This is a genomic window from Pseudomonas sp. TH41 (assembly GCF_016650695.1).
Taxonomy (GTDB): Bacteria; Pseudomonadota; Gammaproteobacteria; order Pseudomonadales; family Pseudomonadaceae; genus Aquipseudomonas.
This window is the reverse complement of the sequence record NZ_JAEKFH010000003.1, coordinates 262,567-279,208: the sequence shown is the minus strand read 5'-3', so window position 1 is coordinate 279,208 and position 16,642 is coordinate 262,567. Positions and strand designations below refer to the sequence as shown.

13 protein-coding genes are annotated in these 16,642 nt (G+C 57.8%); 7 read left to right on the top strand and 6 right to left on the bottom strand.

The annotated features are described in order from the left end of the window. Positions 1-91: 91 nt before the first annotated feature. The 5 genes from JFU37_RS04030 (at position 92) to JFU37_RS04010 (ending at position 6,656) form a co-directional block, all read left to right on the top strand. Complete coding sequence (locus JFU37_RS04030; protein WP_201113135.1) at positions 92-958, top strand: pirin family protein; 867 nt, start codon at positions 92-94, stop codon at positions 956-958. Positions 959-1,086: 128 nt separating this feature from the next. Beyond that, positions 1,087-1,713, top strand: a complete 627-nt coding sequence (ycaC, locus tag JFU37_RS04025; protein ID WP_201113133.1) for an isochorismate family cysteine hydrolase YcaC — start codon at positions 1,087-1,089, stop codon at positions 1,711-1,713. A gap of 141 nt (positions 1,714-1,854) precedes the next feature. Then, positions 1,855-3,297, top strand: a complete 1,443-nt coding sequence (locus JFU37_RS04020; RefSeq protein WP_201113131.1) for a mechanosensitive ion channel domain-containing protein — start codon at positions 1,855-1,857, stop codon at positions 3,295-3,297. Between the two features lie 119 nt (positions 3,298-3,416). Continuing rightward, on the top strand, positions 3,417-3,857 hold the full coding sequence (locus tag JFU37_RS04015; RefSeq protein ID WP_201113123.1) for a carboxymuconolactone decarboxylase family protein: 441 nt from the start codon (positions 3,417-3,419) through the stop codon (positions 3,855-3,857). A 204-nt stretch (positions 3,858-4,061) separates the two neighbouring features. Next, positions 4,062-6,656 (top strand): putative mucin/carbohydrate-binding domain-containing protein, encoded by a 2,595-nt coding sequence (locus JFU37_RS04010; protein ID WP_201113121.1) that lies wholly within the window; start codon positions 4,062-4,064, stop codon positions 6,654-6,656. Positions 6,657-6,665: 9 nt separating this feature from the next. Here JFU37_RS04010 and JFU37_RS04005 read toward each other — a convergent pair whose 3' ends face one another. The 3 genes from JFU37_RS04005 to JFU37_RS03995 all read right to left on the bottom strand — a co-directional run bounded on the left by JFU37_RS04005 (position 6,666) and on the right by JFU37_RS03995 (position 10,237). Then, complete coding sequence (locus tag JFU37_RS04005) at positions 6,666-8,258, bottom strand: DHA2 family efflux MFS transporter permease subunit (protein ID WP_201113119.1); 1,593 nt, start codon at positions 8,256-8,258, stop codon at positions 6,666-6,668. Further along, positions 8,255-9,376 carry an HlyD family secretion protein gene (locus JFU37_RS04000; RefSeq protein WP_201113117.1) on the bottom strand — a complete coding sequence of 374 codons (1,122 nt, stop codon included), beginning with the start codon at positions 9,374-9,376 and terminating at the stop codon, positions 8,255-8,257. Before JFU37_RS04000 ends, JFU37_RS04005 begins: the two co-directional genes overlap by 4 nt. Positions 9,377-9,472: 96 nt before the next feature. Further along, entirely contained in the window at positions 9,473-10,237 is a 765-nt protein-coding gene (locus JFU37_RS03995) for an AraC family transcriptional regulator (protein WP_201113115.1), read from the bottom strand. Positions 10,238-10,337: 100 nt separating this feature from the next. Between JFU37_RS03995 and JFU37_RS03990 the strand changes: the two genes are divergently transcribed. Both JFU37_RS03990 and JFU37_RS03985 read left to right on the top strand, forming a co-directional pair. Further along, positions 10,338-11,471: an MFS transporter gene (locus JFU37_RS03990; protein WP_201113113.1), complete on the top strand. Its 1,134-nt coding sequence runs from the start codon at positions 10,338-10,340 to the stop codon at positions 11,469-11,471. 126 nt (positions 11,472-11,597) lie between these two features. Next, positions 11,598-12,326, top strand: a complete 729-nt coding sequence (locus JFU37_RS03985; protein WP_201113111.1) for a class II aldolase and adducin N-terminal domain-containing protein — start codon at positions 11,598-11,600, stop codon at positions 12,324-12,326. 2 nt (positions 12,327-12,328) lie between these two features. Here JFU37_RS03985 and JFU37_RS03980 read toward each other — a convergent pair whose 3' ends face one another. The 3 genes from JFU37_RS03980 to JFU37_RS03970 all read right to left on the bottom strand — a co-directional run bounded on the left by JFU37_RS03980 (position 12,329) and on the right by JFU37_RS03970 (position 16,401). Then, the gene (locus tag JFU37_RS03980; protein ID WP_201113109.1) at positions 12,329-13,402 is read right to left on the bottom strand and encodes a GlxA family transcriptional regulator; all 1,074 of its coding nucleotides are present in this window, start codon (positions 13,400-13,402) and stop codon (positions 12,329-12,331) included. Between the two features lie 9 nt (positions 13,403-13,411). Then, on the bottom strand, positions 13,412-15,073 hold the full coding sequence (locus JFU37_RS03975) for a choline dehydrogenase (RefSeq protein ID WP_201113107.1): 1,662 nt from the start codon (positions 15,071-15,073) through the stop codon (positions 13,412-13,414). 158 nt (positions 15,074-15,231) lie between these two features. Continuing rightward, on the bottom strand, positions 15,232-16,401 hold the full coding sequence (locus tag JFU37_RS03970; RefSeq protein ID WP_201113105.1) for an aromatic ring-hydroxylating oxygenase subunit alpha: 1,170 nt from the start codon (positions 16,399-16,401) through the stop codon (positions 15,232-15,234). Positions 16,402-16,642 lie beyond the last annotated feature (241 nt).

Sequence of the window (16,642 nt, the reverse complement as noted above, 5' to 3'; positions counted from 1 at the left end):
AACGCTATGACTGTTTTTTGCAGTCTAGCGCACCAAAGGGTTCGGTTTTAAGCTTTGTCCATCGCGTCAAACACCTGATTTGGAGGCAAGCATGAAAAGCATCATCGGCATCTACACCAGTCCACGGACCCATTGGGTCGGCGACGGTTTTCCGGTTCGCACGCTGTTTTCCTACGACAACCTGGGCAAGCACATCAGCCCGTTTCTGTTGCTCGATCACGCCGGTCCTGCTGAATTCACCCCGACCACCGAGCGTCGTGGCGTTGGTCAGCATCCGCACCGTGGTTTCGAAACCGTGACTATCGTTTACAAGGGCGAACTGGAACACCGCGACTCCACCGGCAGCGGCGGCAAGATCGGCCCGGGTGACGTGCAATGGATGACCGCCGCCTCGGGGATCCTGCATGAAGAGTTTCACTCGCAAGGCTTCGCCAAAAGCGGCGGCACCCTGGAAATGGTGCAGCTGTGGGTCAACCTTCCCGCCAAGGACAAAATGGCCGACGCCGGTTACCAGACGATTGTCGAGGGCGACATCCCGAGCATTGCACTCAAGGACATGGCCGGCAGCCTGCGTTTGATCGCCGGTGAGTTTGACGGCCATACCGGCCCGGCGCGCACGTTTACCCCGATTGACGTCTGGGATCTGCGCCTCAATGGCGGCAAGTTGCTGACCCTGGATCTGCATGAAGGTCGTAACACGGCACTGGTCGTCTTGCGTGGCACGGTTCAGGTCAACGGCGTGGAACTGGTGCGCGAAGGGCAGTTGGCGCTGTTCGAGCGTGACGGCCATCAGCTCAGTCTTGAAGCCAATAGCGACGCCGTGGTGTTGCTGCTCAGCGGCGAGCCGATCGACGAACCGATTGTCGGCCACGGCCCGTTCGTGATGAACAGCGAGCAAGAGATCCATCAGGCGTTCGCCGACTTCCAGTCCGGCCGCTTCGGCCAGATGAGCGGTTGAACTCATTGTTGTAATGCGGTGGCGTGCCGGGCTTGGGTGACTACGCTTGCTTGGCCGCGGTTTAACGAAATGTCAGGTTTCACTCACGCCGGCTCGTTCGGCATCGATAAAAAACGAGGATTACTCCCATGACTACCTCTTACAAACGTCTCGACAAGGATAACGCCGCCGTTCTGTTGGTGGATCATCAAGCGGGCCTGCTGTCGCTGGTACGCGATATCGAACCGGATCGTTTCAAGAATAACGTGCTGGCGCTGGCTGACCTGGCCAAGTACTTCAAGCTGCCGACCATCCTCACCACCAGTTTCGAAACCGGCCCCAACGGCCCGCTGATGCCTGAGCTCAAGGCGCTGTTTCCGGATGCGCCGTACATCGCCCGTCCGGGCCAGATCAACGCCTGGGACAACGAAGACTTCGTCAAGGCGATCAAGGCCACTGGCAAAAAACAACTGATCATCGCTGGCGTCGTGACCGAAGTGTGCGTGGCATTCCCGGCGCTGTCGGCACTGGCCGAAGGCTTCGACGTGTTCGTGGTGACTGACGCTTCCGGCACCTTCAACGAGCTGACCCGTCAATCGGCCTGGGACCGCATGTCGTCCTCCGGCGCGCAATTGATGACCTGGTTCGGCCTGGCGTGTGAGCTGCATCGCGACTGGCGCAACGATGTGGAAGGCCTGGGCACCCTGTTCTCCAACCACATCCCGGACTACCGCAACCTGTTTACCAGCTACAACGCCCTGACCAACAGCAAGTAACCCCGACGCACATCGCCCCTTGTAGGAGCTGCCGAAGGCTGCGATCTTTTGATCTTTCTAGATCGCCAAAAGATCGCAGGCTTCGCCAGCTCCTACAGTTCGTGCGATGTTTGCCTTATGGAACCTTGCTGGAGTTGCTCGATGCTGTCACTGCTTACCGATCATCCATTGGTCTGTGCATTGATCCTGATCCTGATCGATCTTGGGTTATGGCGCTTGATCAGTGCTAATGGCAGCAACTGGAAACTGCTCGTACGGCTGCTGATTTTTTCGTTGTTCAGTATTCTGCTGTTCAATGAAGGCCTGAACCCGCTGGAGACGGCACCGTGGGCCGACAATGTGCCGTTGCACCTGGCCGCCACCGGTTTGCAGATTGGCTGGTGGCTGTTCGGCGCGCGAACACTGACGGTGCTGATCGGCGCTGTGATGATGCAGCGGGTCGGGCACACCGGGCGATTGTTGCAGGATTTGCTCGGTGCGGTGATTTTCCTGATTGCGATCATCGCCGCCCTGGCTTATGTGCTCGATCTGCCGGTCAAAGGCGTGCTGGCGACCTCCGGCGCCCTGGCGATCATCGTCGGCCTGGCGTTGCAAAGTACCCTCAGCGACGTGTTCTCGGGGATCGTCCTCAATACCACCAAACCCTATCTACTGGATGACTGGATCTCCATCGACGGCACCGAAGGCCGGGTCACCGACATCGACTGGCGCGCCACACGCCTGCAAACCTCCCAGGGCAGCATGGCGGTGATTCCCAACTCGTTGGCGGCCAAGGCCAAGATCATCAACTTCAGCCGGCCGAGCGATATTTTCGGCGTGTCGATCAGCCTGCAATTGAGCCCGCACGCGCGCCCGCAAACGGTGATCGATGCGCTGGAACGGGCGATGGAGGGTTGTCGATACCTGTTGGCCAAACCGGCACCGTGCGTCGCCCTGAAAGGCTCCAGCGCTGAGGGCGTGGAGTACGAAATCAGTGGCTTCGTGGTCTCGATGGATCAGAAACGCATGGTCCGTAATCAGCTGTTCGACCTGGCGTTCCGGCATTTGCAGGCGTCCGGTGTGAGCCTGTTGTCGAGCGTCGAACCCACTGCGCCGGGTGGCCTGTCACGGCCACGGGCGTTGCTGGAAAGCTCGGCCATCTTCTCGACGCTGCGTCAGGAAGAGAAAGAAACCTTCAGCCAGCACATGACCCTGCAACAATTTCGCGCGGGTGAAATGATCTTGCCGGCGGGGGAGGTCAGCGATCATTTATTCATCATCGAATCGGGCGTGGTGTCGGTCACGCTGAGCCGTGGCGGCGTCAAGTTAGAAACCGCGCGCATGGGGCCGGGTGAGGTGATCGGCGAGGGCGGGATATTGTCGGAGACGGCGCTGCCGGCGGACTTCAGCGCCAAGACCTCTTGCAGCCTGTACCGAATCGAAAAAGACTACCTAAGACCCTGCCTGGATGCGCGGCATGACATCGGCGAAGCGATGAAGGCGTTGCTGGATTTCCGCTTGAACAAGGCGCAGACGTTGATGCAGGAAGTGCCGAAGGTGGTGGAGAAAAAGGGGTTTCTGCAGTGGTTGCGTAACAGGGCTTAGCGGTTTTCGGTGGATGGCCGCTCTCCCATTGGCCTCCTCGACTTCTGAAATATTGGCTATTTGTGCAGGTCAGTCGTGAGGCTACCTTATCTGCACACCCACTTGCCCTGGAACACACCATGAAACCTCGTATCGATTTCTACACCGCTTCCCCAGACGCTCTCAAAGCCATGATTGCCCTGGAAACTGCTGTCTCGAAGCTGCCGCTGGAAAAAACCATCATCGAACTGGTCAAGCTGCGCGCGTCGCAAATTAACGGCTGCGCCTTCTGCATCGACATGCACACTGCCGATGCCATCAAGGGCGGGGAAACCCCGCGTCGCCTGTTCGCTGTGACGGCGTGGCGTGAAGCCCCGTTCTTTACCGACCGTGAACGCGCCGCCCTGGCCTGGACCGAATCCATGACGCTGGTGAGCCAGACTCATGCGCCGGACGAAGACTACGAATTTGCCATCGCTCAGTTCAGCCCCAAGGAAATGATCGACCTGACCGTGGCCATCACCACCATCAACGCCTGGAACCGTCTGGCGATTGGTTTTCGCAAAATGCCTCAAGCCTGATCAGTGAGCGTCCGCTGACGGCGCGGCCGGTGGTTGCACTTTTCGCATCAAGGGCACCATCGCCGCCTCTTGGCAGATGTTGATCAATTCGGACCGACTTATAAGTAAATAGTCTAGCGGACTGGTACTTATGACAGTTACAGGGGGGTATTTGCTAACCCTAAGCTCTCCGGTACTTCAATCATTAGTGCCGGAGTTATTGAAATGGCTGACAAAGAACAGCACACCTCCCTTGTTCACACTTTTTACAGTCTTGAGAGACCTGACTGGTTGATGAATTCGGGCATGGGCAAAGGTATCTTTCATGATCGTTATGCCCTTGGCGCTGTTCTGTCGGCAGGCGTGAAGATTCGATTTCGTCAGTCTTTCCCTGCATCGGGAATGGGGTCAATACTGCAGCTGTTGAACAACGATTCGAAAACAGAAATTCAGCAGGAGGTCACCACTGCTTGGCGAGAACTGATTTCGAACGTTTCTTCCGTCCCTTTTTTTACAACGCCTTATACCGAACATGCGCGTGAGCGTATTGGTATCGAAGTGGAAATAGAGGGCGATTGGAAAATTCTGCCTATTTATAAAGCGGGGGGAAATGCTTATTTATTTTTTAATGCCTGGGATTCGTTGGATGCTGAATACGCGCTGTTTGATTCAACTTACGCGAAAATCCTGATTCCGGCTAAAGATAAAGCCGCGTTGAAAGCGTTGCATCAGGTGTCTGGGCTGGAAAGTCTGACTGATTATTACGCTGGTATTTTCGAGCACTTCAATTACCTTGCCGGGCTTTCATTCAATTCAACGGTGCCAACCGATAAAAACATACCCAATCGTTATTTTATGAAGGCTGACAAGTCGGGGGCTGGCGCTGCTTATTATGGATGGGGAGCGACTGCGGTAACCTCAGATTCGGTTGCAGAATTCTGGCTGGATATCAAAGGTACTAATTGGGGGAGTATTCATGAGATTGGTCATGGTTATGAAGGTTCGTTCAGAGACAATAGTACGATTAATCTGAGCGAAGTCTGGAATAATTTGTTTGCGGCAAGTTACCAAAGCAAGGTGTTGGGGGAGGAGGTTTATCAACTTGGTTGGTTATATAGTGGTGGCGAGGAAACAACCTATAGGCTAGTCAGGGCGGGATTTGATAATGGGACCGTTGGCAAGGATTTAGGATTAACTTTATATTTTTTACTGTTGATCTTTGCGCGTGCTGGTGACCGATCTATTATCGAATTTCATAAGCGCTATCGTCGAGTTAGTAATGAGCCAGGCTTTCGAGTTGTAGATCTTCCGACAATGGATTTTCTGAGTCGTGTCACTATTGATGTCGCCAATGTCGATGTTTCTGCGTTTATGGAGTTTACAAAAGCGTCGCTGACTGCACGGCAGGTCATGGAAAATGCTTATAGTAATGCCAACGCATTTTACCCTTTGTATTTACTGGTTCCTGAGAGCGATCTCACGCGGGTTAGGGAGTTGTTGGGATTAAGAAGTACTTTGGATTTGGTCAGTTGTGCGCAACTAGCCAAAACTGGTTTAACGGGAGATGTGACGTTCCATTTTACTGGCCTTTATAATGGTCTTGGTAAACATTTTTTGTTAAGAGATGGGGCGGGAGCAGTCCGGGTTGTGAAAGTTACCAGTCCATTAGTGACGGTTCGTGGTTTGCCTGTAGGGATGTATGTCGTGCAATTACCGTATGCTGAAGAGAATGGGTATCTTCCCGTTAATTATTATGTGGCTGTCAAAGATAATACTAATGTTTTTAGGTGTGTTTACGAAAAAAGAGTTGCAAGTGCATTGGCAGATAATGTTGTGTATCTTCGTGGTTTGAATGGTGTTTTTTGTAGGCTTGATGTGAAAGTGTCCAATGGGAATTTATTTATAGATGTGCTAAGTACTGCCCCGCATAGCTATTATGCTGGTCAGGTTTATGCGGAAGTTACAATAAAAAATGCGCAGGATCACATTGTTTTTTTTCGAAGCATACTGGGTGATGTGACTGAGCTGTTTTCCAGTGGAGTTGCAATCGCTAAGGATTTCATTGTCGAAATACTGCATAAAGAACCTTCGCGTTTGGACGTAGCAAACAGTTTTGCGTCGTTGATTGATACAACTGCTCAGGTCAATCGGTTGAAAGTGACTGATCAGGGGCTGGTGAATATTAGTCTGGTTACTGATGCAGGTGAAAATTTAAAAGCTGAAATTGATAAGTGTGCAGCGATTTTCGAAAAATCCCCTCATCTTGTGCTGCATGATGAGTATCCATTGAAATATGACATGCGTCGCGCGATCAATACATTCACCGAACCCGTTCGTAGTGAGTTATTTGAGCGTTATCGTGCTGTTGAGTTCTCTCGCCCCAAGGTTAATGGTCTAGCCTTGGGTAGCAAGTTTACGTGGCACTTCCAAGGCAACGCCGGACGAACCGTAGGGTATGTAAGGATTAATCTTCCGACCGGGAAAATTGACATCAGTTTTTCTGCTGTCAGTCCTCATGAGTATTTTTCTTCGGTTTATGTCTCTGTCATGGTGAAGTCCAAAGAAGGTGAGGTGCTCTATCTGCGTGAGCTTCGCGGAGATGTCGTGGCTGAAGCGAGTCATGTGCAATTACCTCTTGTACTTGGATGTACAGTGAGTGTTATGCACAGAGAGCCCAGCCGTAGCTGGATTGTCAATGAAGACAATCAGAAAATATTTCCGGCGGGGCGTGTTCAACATGTTATGTACAATGCCATTTCAGGTATTAACTTCGCTAGTTATTGGTCAACGACAAACAATGAATCCTTGATAGAGGAATAATGGCGAGCCTCAATGGCCATCGGCACTCGGCGCGGCCGGTGGTCGCACCTTGCGCATCAGGGGCACCATCGCCGTGGCGATGATGAAGCAGACCATGATCATCAGGAACGCGTCGCCATAGGTTTGCGTCTGGGCTTCGCGGTAGGTCAGCAGCCAGAGCTGATGCAGGCTGGCGGTCACCCCGACATCGCCGCTCTGGCCCAGAGCGGCGAAGTTGTTGCCGACCTGGGACAGCCACTGGTTAAGGGCTTCGTTGGTGCTGTTGAGGTTCTCCGCCAACCGCGTGAAGTGCAGGTTGGTCCGGTCGTTGAGAATGGTCGCGCACGCAGCGATGCCGATGGCGCCGCCCAGGTTGCGCATCAAGTTGAACAACCCCGAAGCATGTTTGAGCCGCGCGGGCGCCAGTCCGCCGAGCGTCAGCGTCACCGCTGGCGGCACCGCCAGTTGCTGGGCAATTCCGCGAAAGGCTTGCGGCAACAGCAGTTCTTTTGCCCCCCAGTCATGGGTGATCGGGCTGAAATCCCACATCGACAGGGCAAACAGCCCCAGGCCGGTCATCATGATCCAGCGCAGATCGACGCGGTTGGCCAGAAAGGCGTACAGCGGAATGGCCATGATCTGGAACACCCCGGTAGAAAAAACCGCCAGGCCAATGTCCAATGCGCCATAGCCACGCACCCGACCGAGAAACAGCGGCGTCAGGTAAATCGTGGCGAACAGGCCGATCCCGGTGACGAATGAAAAGAAGCAGCCGAGGGCGAAGTTGCGATCTTTCAAGGCGCGCAAATCGACGACCGGGTTGGCCACGTGCAGGGTTCGGCCGATGAAGGCCAGACCGGCGAGGCCGCTGATCCATGCCGTGGTCAGGATCGTGTGGTCGCTGAACCAGTTCCAGCGCGGGCCTTCTTCCAGGGTGTATTCCAGGCAGCCGAGAAACAGTGCCATGAACAGCATGCTCAAGTAATCGGCACCTTTGAGCAGAGAGAGTTCAGGCTGGTCGATTTTCACCAGCATCGGCACCGCCACCGCGACGAAAATCCCCGGTACCAGGTTGATGTAGAACAGCCAGTGCCAAGAGGAAATATCGGTGATCCACCCGCCGATCACCGGACCGAGGGTGGGTGCCAGCGAAGCCACCGCACCAATGGTTGCGGCAGCAATTACCCGCTGTTTGCCGGTGAAGAAAACGAACGCCGTGGTGAACACCATCGGGATCATCGAACCGCCGATAAAGCCTTGCAGCGCGCGAAAGGTGATCATGCTCTGGATGTTCCAGGCTGCGCCGCACAGGAGGCTGGCCAAGGTGAAACCCACCGCCGAAGCGCAGAACAACCAGCGCGTCGAGAACACGCGGGACAGCCAGCCAGACAATGGGATCACGATGATTTCAGCAATCAGGTAGCTGGTCTGCACCCACGCCGTTTCATCGGTGCCCGCCGAGAGCCCGCCGCCAATGTCGCGCAACGAGGCGGAAACGATCTGGATATCCAGCAGCGCAATGAACATGCCGATGCACATCGAGGCGAAGGCAAATACCTTGGTCGCCGTTGCCATGTCGGCGGCATTGAACGGCTGGGCGGGAACGGCGATGGCGCGGTTCATGGCGCGCTGGCCACGGCTGGTGTTTCAGGCGCCTTGCGCGTATCCACTTCAGCGGTTACTGACAGGCCCGGACGCAAATGACCGAGCACACCATCGGCCGGGTCGAGCAGGATGCGCACTGGCACCCGCTGCACGATTTTAGTGAAGTTGCCGGTGGCGTTTTCCGGTGGCAATACGCTGAACTGCGAACCACTGGCCGGGGCCAGACTGTCCAGATGACCGTGGAATTCCTGTCCCGAGAGCACGTCGGCATGAACGATCACCCGTTGGCCCGGTGTCATGCGCGCCAGTTGATCTTCTTTGAAGTTGGCATCGACCCACAAACCGCTGGACGGCACCACCGACAGCAACTGCGACCCGGCCTGCGCGTAAGCGCCGACCCGCGCCCGGCGATTGCCGATCACGCCGTCCACAGGCGCCTTCAGTTCGGTATAGCTCACGTTCAATTGCGCCAGGTCACGTTCGGCCTTTGCCTGTATCAAAGCTGCGCGGGCTTGCTGTTTCTGGGTGGCGATCACATTCAGTTGCCGCTGCGACGCCAGCAGTTCCGCCTGAGCGCGGGCACTTTGGGCCTGGGCGGTCTTGAAGGTGGCGTTGGCCCGTTGGGCGCTTTCCACCGAGACGGCGTTGCTGCCCACCAGTTTTTTGTAGCGAGCATCGTCATCCCGGGAGCGGGAGGTTTCGGCACCGGCGGCATCGATGCCGGCGCGAGCCTGGCCGATGACGGCCTGTTGCAATTGCTCGGTGGCGTCGAGGTTGGCGAGCAATGCCTCTTCAGCGGCCACCGCACCTTCAGCCTTGGCCAGGTTGGCGCGGTAGTCGCGGGAATCGAGACGAATCAACACATCGCCGGCCTTCACTTGCTGGTTATCAGTGACCAGCACTTCTTCGATATAACCCGCCACCTTCGGCCCGATCACCGTCACGTCGCCACCAATGTAGGCGTCGTCGGTTTCTTCGATGAAGCGGCCGGCGGTCCACCAGTGGGTGGCGTACAGCCCGGCGAACACCAAGGCCGCAATGAGCGCAATCAGCAGGATCAACCGTTTGAGCAGGGGAGGCTTGGGTGTACTCACCGGGACGGCGAGGTCGGATTCAAGGCTGGGCATGCTGGTCATGGATGAATACCTGTGGCAACGGGTGTTTATTACGTCTGTAATATGACGCGTGTAATATTTGATGGCAAATGATTTTTGTTGCCGGCCGTCAGGTAATTATTTGAGCCACGTGCCGGGCGTAAAACCGGTCATGTCCTTAAAGAAGGCGATGAATGCGCTGTCGCTGGAAAAACCCAGCTCGAACGTGCTGTAGCCGATGTTTCGCCCCGTCGACAGCAGCTCGATGGCGCGCATCAGCCGCCACTGTTGGCGCCATTGCTGATAACTCATGCCGGTTTCACGCTGGAAGATTCGCCCAATGGTTCGGCCGCTGGCGCCGACTTGCGCTTCCAGAACCTGAAGCTCCGGCGGCAAGTGCTCGACAGTGGAGAGGAGCGGTGCCAGGCGTTTGTCGTGAGGTAATGGCAAGAGCATCGGTTGGTGCGCGGCGTCGCGAATTTCGCTCAGGCACAGACCCAGTAAATGAACAAACCGGCCCTGCTGCCAATCGGTGCCGAAGTCGGAGTGGGCGATTGCCTCCAGCACGGCTCGCAGCAACGGGCTGACTGCAATCACACAGACATGGTGCGGCAGCTCGGCGCACAACTCGGGTAGCAGGTAAATCGACCGGTAGTCGACGCTGTGTTGCATCACTGCGCGATGGGCGACTCCCGGTGGAATCCAAGCGGCGCGGGAGGGCGGCAGCAGGCATAGCTGTTGCGCCAGCGTAATGCGCGTGCAGCCTTGGCGGGTGAACAGCAGTTGTCCGCGTTGATGTTGATGCACGCCGGAGTCGTGATTGCCAAGGGTCGCAGCAATACCGATAACCGACGCCTGATAGCTGTCGGGATCGAAGGGTGCGTGGGCGTCGAGCCAGGCCATGGTTTGTCCGATTTCAACGATTAATTGGCGGGATTCAGATAATACGTCAGTCACGACTTCTTAAGCTGCTCGGCAGTTTTTCTTGAAAAGAGAAGGTGTGATGAATTCGAAAAATTTAACGATGTTGGCCATCGCCTTGCTGATGTTTCCCCAGATCGCTCAAACCCTTTACAGCCCTGCACTGGTGGACATCGGTCTAGCGTTTGCCATCGGCTCGCAAGAGGCTGCGCAAATCCTTTCCGTGTATTTCCTGGCCTTCGCGTTTGGCGTGGTGGTGTGGGGCCGGATGTGCGACCGGATTGGCCGACGACCCTCGATGCTCGCCGGTCTGGCGTTGTACACGGGGGCTTCGATCCTGGCGCTGAATGCCCGTACGTTCGATGCGCTGCTGATGGCCCAGGCGCTGGCCGCGTTCGGTGCGGCGGTCGGTTCGGTCGTTACACAAACGCTGTTGCGCGACCGCTTCAAGGGCGCGGAACTGGCGCAGGTGTTTTCAGTCATGGGCATCGCACTGGCGGCCAGTCCGGCCATCGGCCTGTTCACTGGCGCGAGTTTGGTGCAGGCCTTCGGTTATCGAGGGGTGTTGGGATGTCTTTTTCTGTTGTCCTCGGCGTTATGGCTGTGGTGCCTGCTGACCTTGCCGGAAACCAGGCCGCAGCCTGTCAAGACGCCCCCGCTGTTCGAGACGCTGTGGCGAATGCTGCGTGACCGCGATATCTGGTATTCGACGCTGTTGGTGGCGTTGTTCAACATTGCCCTGTTCAGCTACTACAGCCTCGGCCCCTTCATGTTTCAACGCCTGGGCCTGAGTGCGCAGCTGTTCGGCTACAGCGGCGTGATTCTGGCCCTTGGCTCCGGCCTCGGCGCGTGGCTCAACAAGCGACTGCTGCAACGAGGCGTAAGTGGTTCGCAACTGATTCAGGTGGCGGCGGCGCTGACCTTGGTGGGGGCCAGCGGCGTCTTGCTGCTTGAAGAAAGCGCCGTATTTGTACTGGCGATGTTGCTGGTGGTGCTGGCGTTCGGCATGGCAATCCCGAATATCCTCGGCTCGGCACTGGTGAACTATGGCGATCGGCTGGGAACGGCTGGCGCGCTGTTTGGATTGCTGTACTACCTGTTGATTGGCGGTGGGTTGATGTTGGCAGCCTGGGGACAAGCGCTGGGTGAAACATTGATGCTGTGTGGCGCGGTGGCGTTGCTACTGGCGTCGACCGATAGAAAATCCACTGGTTGATCGTTCTCCGGCACTGCGCCGTCGCCGTGCCGCTGGATAACGGCAGCCAATGTCGTTTCCCGTCAAGTGCGCACAAGGCGTCTCTCTACACTGCCAGACAATCGATAACGAACCCTGGGGGACGCCATGAGCCAAGCTGTCGAACAACTGAGAGTCCGCCTGGCCTGCGCCTTTCGCTGGGCCGCGCGGTTGAACCTGCACGAGTCCATCGCCAATCACTTCAGCGTGGCGGTATCCGGCGACGGTCGGGAGTTTCTGATCAACCCTTACGGCACGCATTTCTCGCGGATCAAGGCCAGCGACCTGCTGCTGGTGAATGCCGATGATCCCGCCAGCCTCGACCGCCCGGACGCGCCGGACATCACCGCGTGGGCCTTGCACAGCGCCTTGCACCGCAATCAGCCGCACGCCCGTTGCATTCTTCATACCCACTCCCGATACGCGACGGCGCTGGCCTGCCTGGCGGATTCGCGGCTGCCGCCCCTCGAGCAAAATTCGATGAGGTTTTTCGAGCGGGTGGCCATCGATGACGGGTTCGACGGCATGGGGCTGGGGGACGAGGCTGAACGTGTCAGCCACCTGCTGGGCGATAAACCGATTCTGTTGATGGGCAACCACGGTCTGTTGGTCGCGGCGCCAACCATCGCCCAGGCGTTCGATGATCTGTACTACTTCGAGCGTGCCTGCGAGACCTACATCACCGCGCTGTCCACAGGCCGCGAGTTGCGCATTGTCAGTGACGAGATCGCCCGCAAGACCTGCCGGCAATGGCTCGATTATCCGGGCTTTGCCGACAAGCATTTCAATGCGCTGATGGGGATTCTGGACGAGGAGGAGGCGGGTTATCGGCGATGAGATCAATCCGCCTCGGCCGGCCGATGCGCTTTGCGCAGCGGCTGGCGCATCACCGGGGCGCTCCAGATCTGGCTGCGATCCTCGCTGGGCGGGCAACCGAAACGGGCGCGGTAGGTGCGGGAAAAGTGCTCCAGCGAACCGAACCCGGAGCAGGCCGCCACCTGGGCGACGCTGAGGCGCGTCTGTTGCAGCAAACTGTGGGCCCTGGCCAGACGCAGGGTGATGTAGTACTTGAGCGGCGACAGGCCGGTTTGATGCTTGAATTGGCGCTCCAGTTGTCGCCGCGATAAACCGACCTGACCGGCAATCACTTCGCAATCGAGCGGCTCCTCCAGCGCTTTCTCCATCAGTTGCACGGCACGGCGAATCTTGCTGCCGTACATCCCGGTATGGGTCAGGCCGCCGTCGAGTTGATGGTCCGCTGGCGCGCGCACGTGGCCCATCAGCAGGTGCATGCCGATTTCCCGCGCCAACTCGCTGTCGATGGTGTGGTCGATCCAGCCGAGCAGCATGTCCAGCGTGGTCGTCGCGCCGGCGCAGGTCATGCGCTGACGCTCAAGCGTGTAGAGCTGCGGCTTGGCATGAACGCGCGGATAGCTCTCCTGAAAGCCCTGCAGATTGTCCCAATGCACCGCGGCTTCATAGCCGTCGAGTACACCGGCCGCTGCGAGCAATTCCGTGCCGGTTTCCACGCCCGCCAACACGGCGCCGAACAACGCCTGCTTGCGCAGCCAGCTCTTGAGCGCCAGGTTCCGACTGTGTTTATGCACATCGAAACTGGCAATCACCAGGCACACATCAAAACCCTGATCGGTGCGCAGACTGTCGTTGGCCACGGTCATCAGGCCATTACTGGCCTGCACCGGTTCGCCGTCCAGGGACAGCAGCGACCACTGGAACAACGGGCGTTGGGTCAGCCAATTGGCAATGGCCAACGGTTCGAGCACCGCCGCCAGGCCGAAGTTGGAAAACGACGGCAACAGCAGCACCGCCACCCGCAGCGGCGCGACTTCACCACGCCGCCAGGTGAAGCGGGTTTGCACGGGCGGAGCACTGTCAGACGGTTGATTACTCATAAGTCATCTCTATCGTTGCCGCGTCTGCCACTGCGGATGAATCCACACCGGCACATCACTGCTGGGCAGCGGTGGCCTGCCACGAATCATGTCACTGGCTTTTTCCGCGATCATCACCGTTGGCGCGTTGGTGTTGCCGCTGACGATCTGCGGCATGATCGAGGCATCCACCACGCGCAAGCCATCGAAGCCATGCACGCGCAATTGCGCATCGACCACCGCTTCGACGTCGTCAATCGGCCCCATCTTGCAGGTGCCGCTGGCATGGTAGCCGGTTTCCGTGACCTGTCTGGCCCAAGCGTCCAGCGCCTCGTCGCTTTGGGCATGGAGGCCGGGCACCAACTCGTCACCTTTGAACGCGGCCATGGCCGGTTGCTCGATGATCTCGCGCACCCACCGCGCACCGGCGCGCATGTCGGCCCGATCCTGCTCGGTCTTCAGGTAATTGAACAGGATGCGCGGCGGCTGTCGAGGGTCGGCGCTGCGCAGGGTCACGCTGCCCAGGCTGGTGGGGCGCATCAGGTCGATATGCACCTGAAACGCGTGGCCCGGCACCAGGTCGACGCTGCCGGGCTTCACCGCCAGCGGCATGAACGTCAGTTGCAGATCCGGGTGTTCAACGCCCGCCCGCGAGCGAATGAAGGCCCCGGCTTCGAAGTGATTGCTCGCCGCCAAGCCATCGTGGGTGGCGAACCAACGCGCACCGATCCACCATTTGCCGGGCGCCGTCGTCCATGGATACAGCGACACCGGTTTCTTGCACAGGTACTGCACGACCGTGTCCGGGTGATCGTTAAGGCGACGGCCAACACCGGGCAAGTCATGTTTCACCGTGATCCCCAGGTCCCGTAACTCTGCTGCCGGGCCGATGCCGGACAGCAACAGCAGTTGCGGTGAATTGATCGCGCCAGCCGTCAGCAACACTTCGCGCCGTGCATGGGCCTGAAGCGTTTCGCCGTTTTGCTCGTACTCGATCCCGATGGCGCGATGGTCATCGAACAGAATGCGCAATGCCAGCGCATCGGTCGCCACGCGGACATTGCCCCGCGCCAGCGCCTCGCTCAGATAACCCCGCGAAGTGCTCCAGCGACGTCCGTCGCGCGTGGTGCGATCCACCGGCCCAAAGGCCTCCTGGCGATAGCCATTCAAGTCGCTGCTCAAGCCATACCCGGCCTCGGCGCCGGCCGCCAGAAACGCTGCGCACAACGGGGTTTGCGTATCGCCCGGGGTGACGTGTAAGTGCCCGGTCGCCCCTCGGTAAGCGTCCGCGCCGTCGGCATGGGTTTGTGCTCGCTTGAAGTACGGCAATACCGCCTGATAACTCCAGCCGTCACAACCCTGCTCAGCCCAACCGTCGTAATCCAGCGCATGGCCACGGATATAGACCATGCCGTTGATCGACGACGAACCGCCCAGCGTCCGGCCGCGTGGTGTGCCGATCCGCCGACCGTCCAGGTACGGTTCCGGCTCGGAGGTATAGCACCAGTTGTAGCGCGAGCCGCCGACCACAATTCCCACCGCGGACGGCATATCGATAGTCCAGCTCTTGTCCGCCGGCCCGGCTTCCAGCATCAGAATCCGCACCGCTGGATCTTCGCCCAAGCGGTTGGCCAACACGCAGCCGGCGGACCCTGCGCCCACAATCAGGTAGTCAAACTCATGCTCGGCCATGGTTCGGTGTACTCCATCAATGAAAGGTCCATGACACACGAACCTGTGGGAGCGGGCTTGCTCGCGAAGACGGAGTGCCAGTCGACATTTGTGTTGCCTGACACACCGTCTTCGCGAGCAAGCCCGCTCCCACCTTGGGTCGCGTTTGACTGAAGGGTTCAGATCGCGGACGGCCCATGAATCCCGTTGAACACCAGCCGATGAAAGTGATGCACCAGATGCTCACTTTCATTACTGCGCTGGGCATCGATCATGTAACGGCCCTGGTCGTAACCCAGGGAATGCAGGCCTTTCTGCACCGAGATATTCAGCGCAATGTCTTCCGGCCCCAGGTCTTCATTCATCCACTTCATGCACGACTCGGTGACCGCAGCGGTTTCCGCATTGTTGGAGTAATACCCGAAGCGCAGCAGCGAGCGCTCGGCGTCCAGCGGGATCATGATGAACGAGCCCAAAAACTCGGAAAACGGGAAGGTATAGAAGGTGTTGTTCGGCCACATGCCAATGTTGAAGAAGCATTCGTTTGGGTTCACTTCTGGCTTGAGCGGCACACCGTAGGCCTCGGTCACCGACAGATTGGCCGGCGCGATGTAAGTCCACCAGTTGTCGCGTTTGCTCAACTGATAGCCCTTGAAGTCGATCAGCCTGGCGAGGTCGATATGGCACGGTCCGGACAACTTGAAGTGATAACCCTCGATGGAGTTGTCCATGATCACTTTCCAGTTAGCGGGCACGATCACGTCCTGTTCCTCGATCAGGCGCATGTTCTCAAGGTCGGGAAACACCCGACGCATTTCTTCATCGGCCCCGGGGAACAAGTCCCGCAGTGACGGCGCGTTCGGGTCGAGGTTGAAGTAAATGAACCCGCCCAGTTCCTCGGTGCGAATCTGTGGAATATTGAACTGCTGCAACTCGAAGTTCTTCATCTTCTCGCAACGCGGCGCGCTGCGCAGGCTGCCGTCCATTTCGTAGCACCACGAGTGATAGGCACAGCGCACCACCCCGCCGGTGGTGCCACGACGCGCTTCGAGCAGGCGATTGCCGCGATGCTGGCAAACGTTGTGGAAGGCATGGATCTGGCCCTGACGGTTCTTCGCCACCACCACACTCTGATCAAACAGATCCGTCACCACGTACTGACCCGGTTCGGCGAACTCGCTGACGTGCCCGGCCACATGCCAGGCGTGCATGAAAATGTTGTCGCGCTCGGCCTTGAACAGGGTCTCGTCGAAGAAATAGCGCGAGGGCAGGGTGAACGCTTCTTCCGGGTCCTGATGGTCCCAACCCTCGACGGGGCTTTGCTGTTTGCGGGTTTGGAAGTTTTGCATGAGGCGATCTCCACAGTGACTGGCCGCACGGCACGGCGACGTGTTCTGGGCGTTAATCTAGGGCGAGGGGCAGCGGGGAGGTTGATGGATTGCGACCAGTTGCGCGGGGAAATCATCAAGCGAACCCCCTGTAGGAGCTGCCGAAGGCTGCGATCTTTTGACTTTGCTTTTTACAATCAAAATCAAAAGATCGCAGCCTGCGGCAGCTCCTACAGGGGGCAAAGAAATGACACAAACGGAA

Excerpts from the sequence above, each read along its gene's own strand:
- JFU37_RS03985 (WP_201113111.1), top strand. The coding sequence starts at position 11,598 with ATGAGCCAAGCTGTCGAACAACTGAGAGTCCGCCTGGCCTGCGCCTTT.
- JFU37_RS04030 (WP_201113135.1), top strand. The coding sequence starts at position 92 with ATGAAAAGCATCATCGGCATCTACACCAGTCCACGGACCCATTGGGTC.
- JFU37_RS04000 (WP_201113117.1), bottom strand. The coding sequence starts at position 9,376 with ATGACCAGCATGCCCAGCCTTGAATCCGACCTCGCCGTCCCGGTGAGT.
- JFU37_RS04010 (WP_201113121.1), top strand. The coding sequence starts at position 4,062 with ATGGCTGACAAAGAACAGCACACCTCCCTTGTTCACACTTTTTACAGT.
- JFU37_RS04020 (WP_201113131.1), top strand. The coding sequence starts at position 1,855 with ATGCTGTCACTGCTTACCGATCATCCATTGGTCTGTGCATTGATCCTG.
- JFU37_RS04015 (WP_201113123.1), top strand. The coding sequence starts at position 3,417 with ATGAAACCTCGTATCGATTTCTACACCGCTTCCCCAGACGCTCTCAAA.
- ycaC (WP_201113133.1), top strand. The coding sequence starts at position 1,087 with ATGACTACCTCTTACAAACGTCTCGACAAGGATAACGCCGCCGTTCTG.
- JFU37_RS03995 (WP_201113115.1), bottom strand. The coding sequence starts at position 10,237 with ATGGCCTGGCTCGACGCCCACGCACCCTTCGATCCCGACAGCTATCAG.
- JFU37_RS03975 (WP_201113107.1), bottom strand. The coding sequence starts at position 15,073 with ATGGCCGAGCATGAGTTTGACTACCTGATTGTGGGCGCAGGGTCCGCC.
- JFU37_RS04005 (WP_201113119.1), bottom strand. The coding sequence starts at position 8,258 with ATGAACCGCGCCATCGCCGTTCCCGCCCAGCCGTTCAATGCCGCCGAC.
- JFU37_RS03980 (WP_201113109.1), bottom strand. The coding sequence starts at position 13,402 with ATGAGTAATCAACCGTCTGACAGTGCTCCGCCCGTGCAAACCCGCTTC.
- JFU37_RS03990 (WP_201113113.1), top strand. The coding sequence starts at position 10,338 with ATGAATTCGAAAAATTTAACGATGTTGGCCATCGCCTTGCTGATGTTT.
- JFU37_RS03970 (WP_201113105.1), bottom strand. The coding sequence starts at position 16,401 with ATGCAAAACTTCCAAACCCGCAAACAGCAAAGCCCCGTCGAGGGTTGG.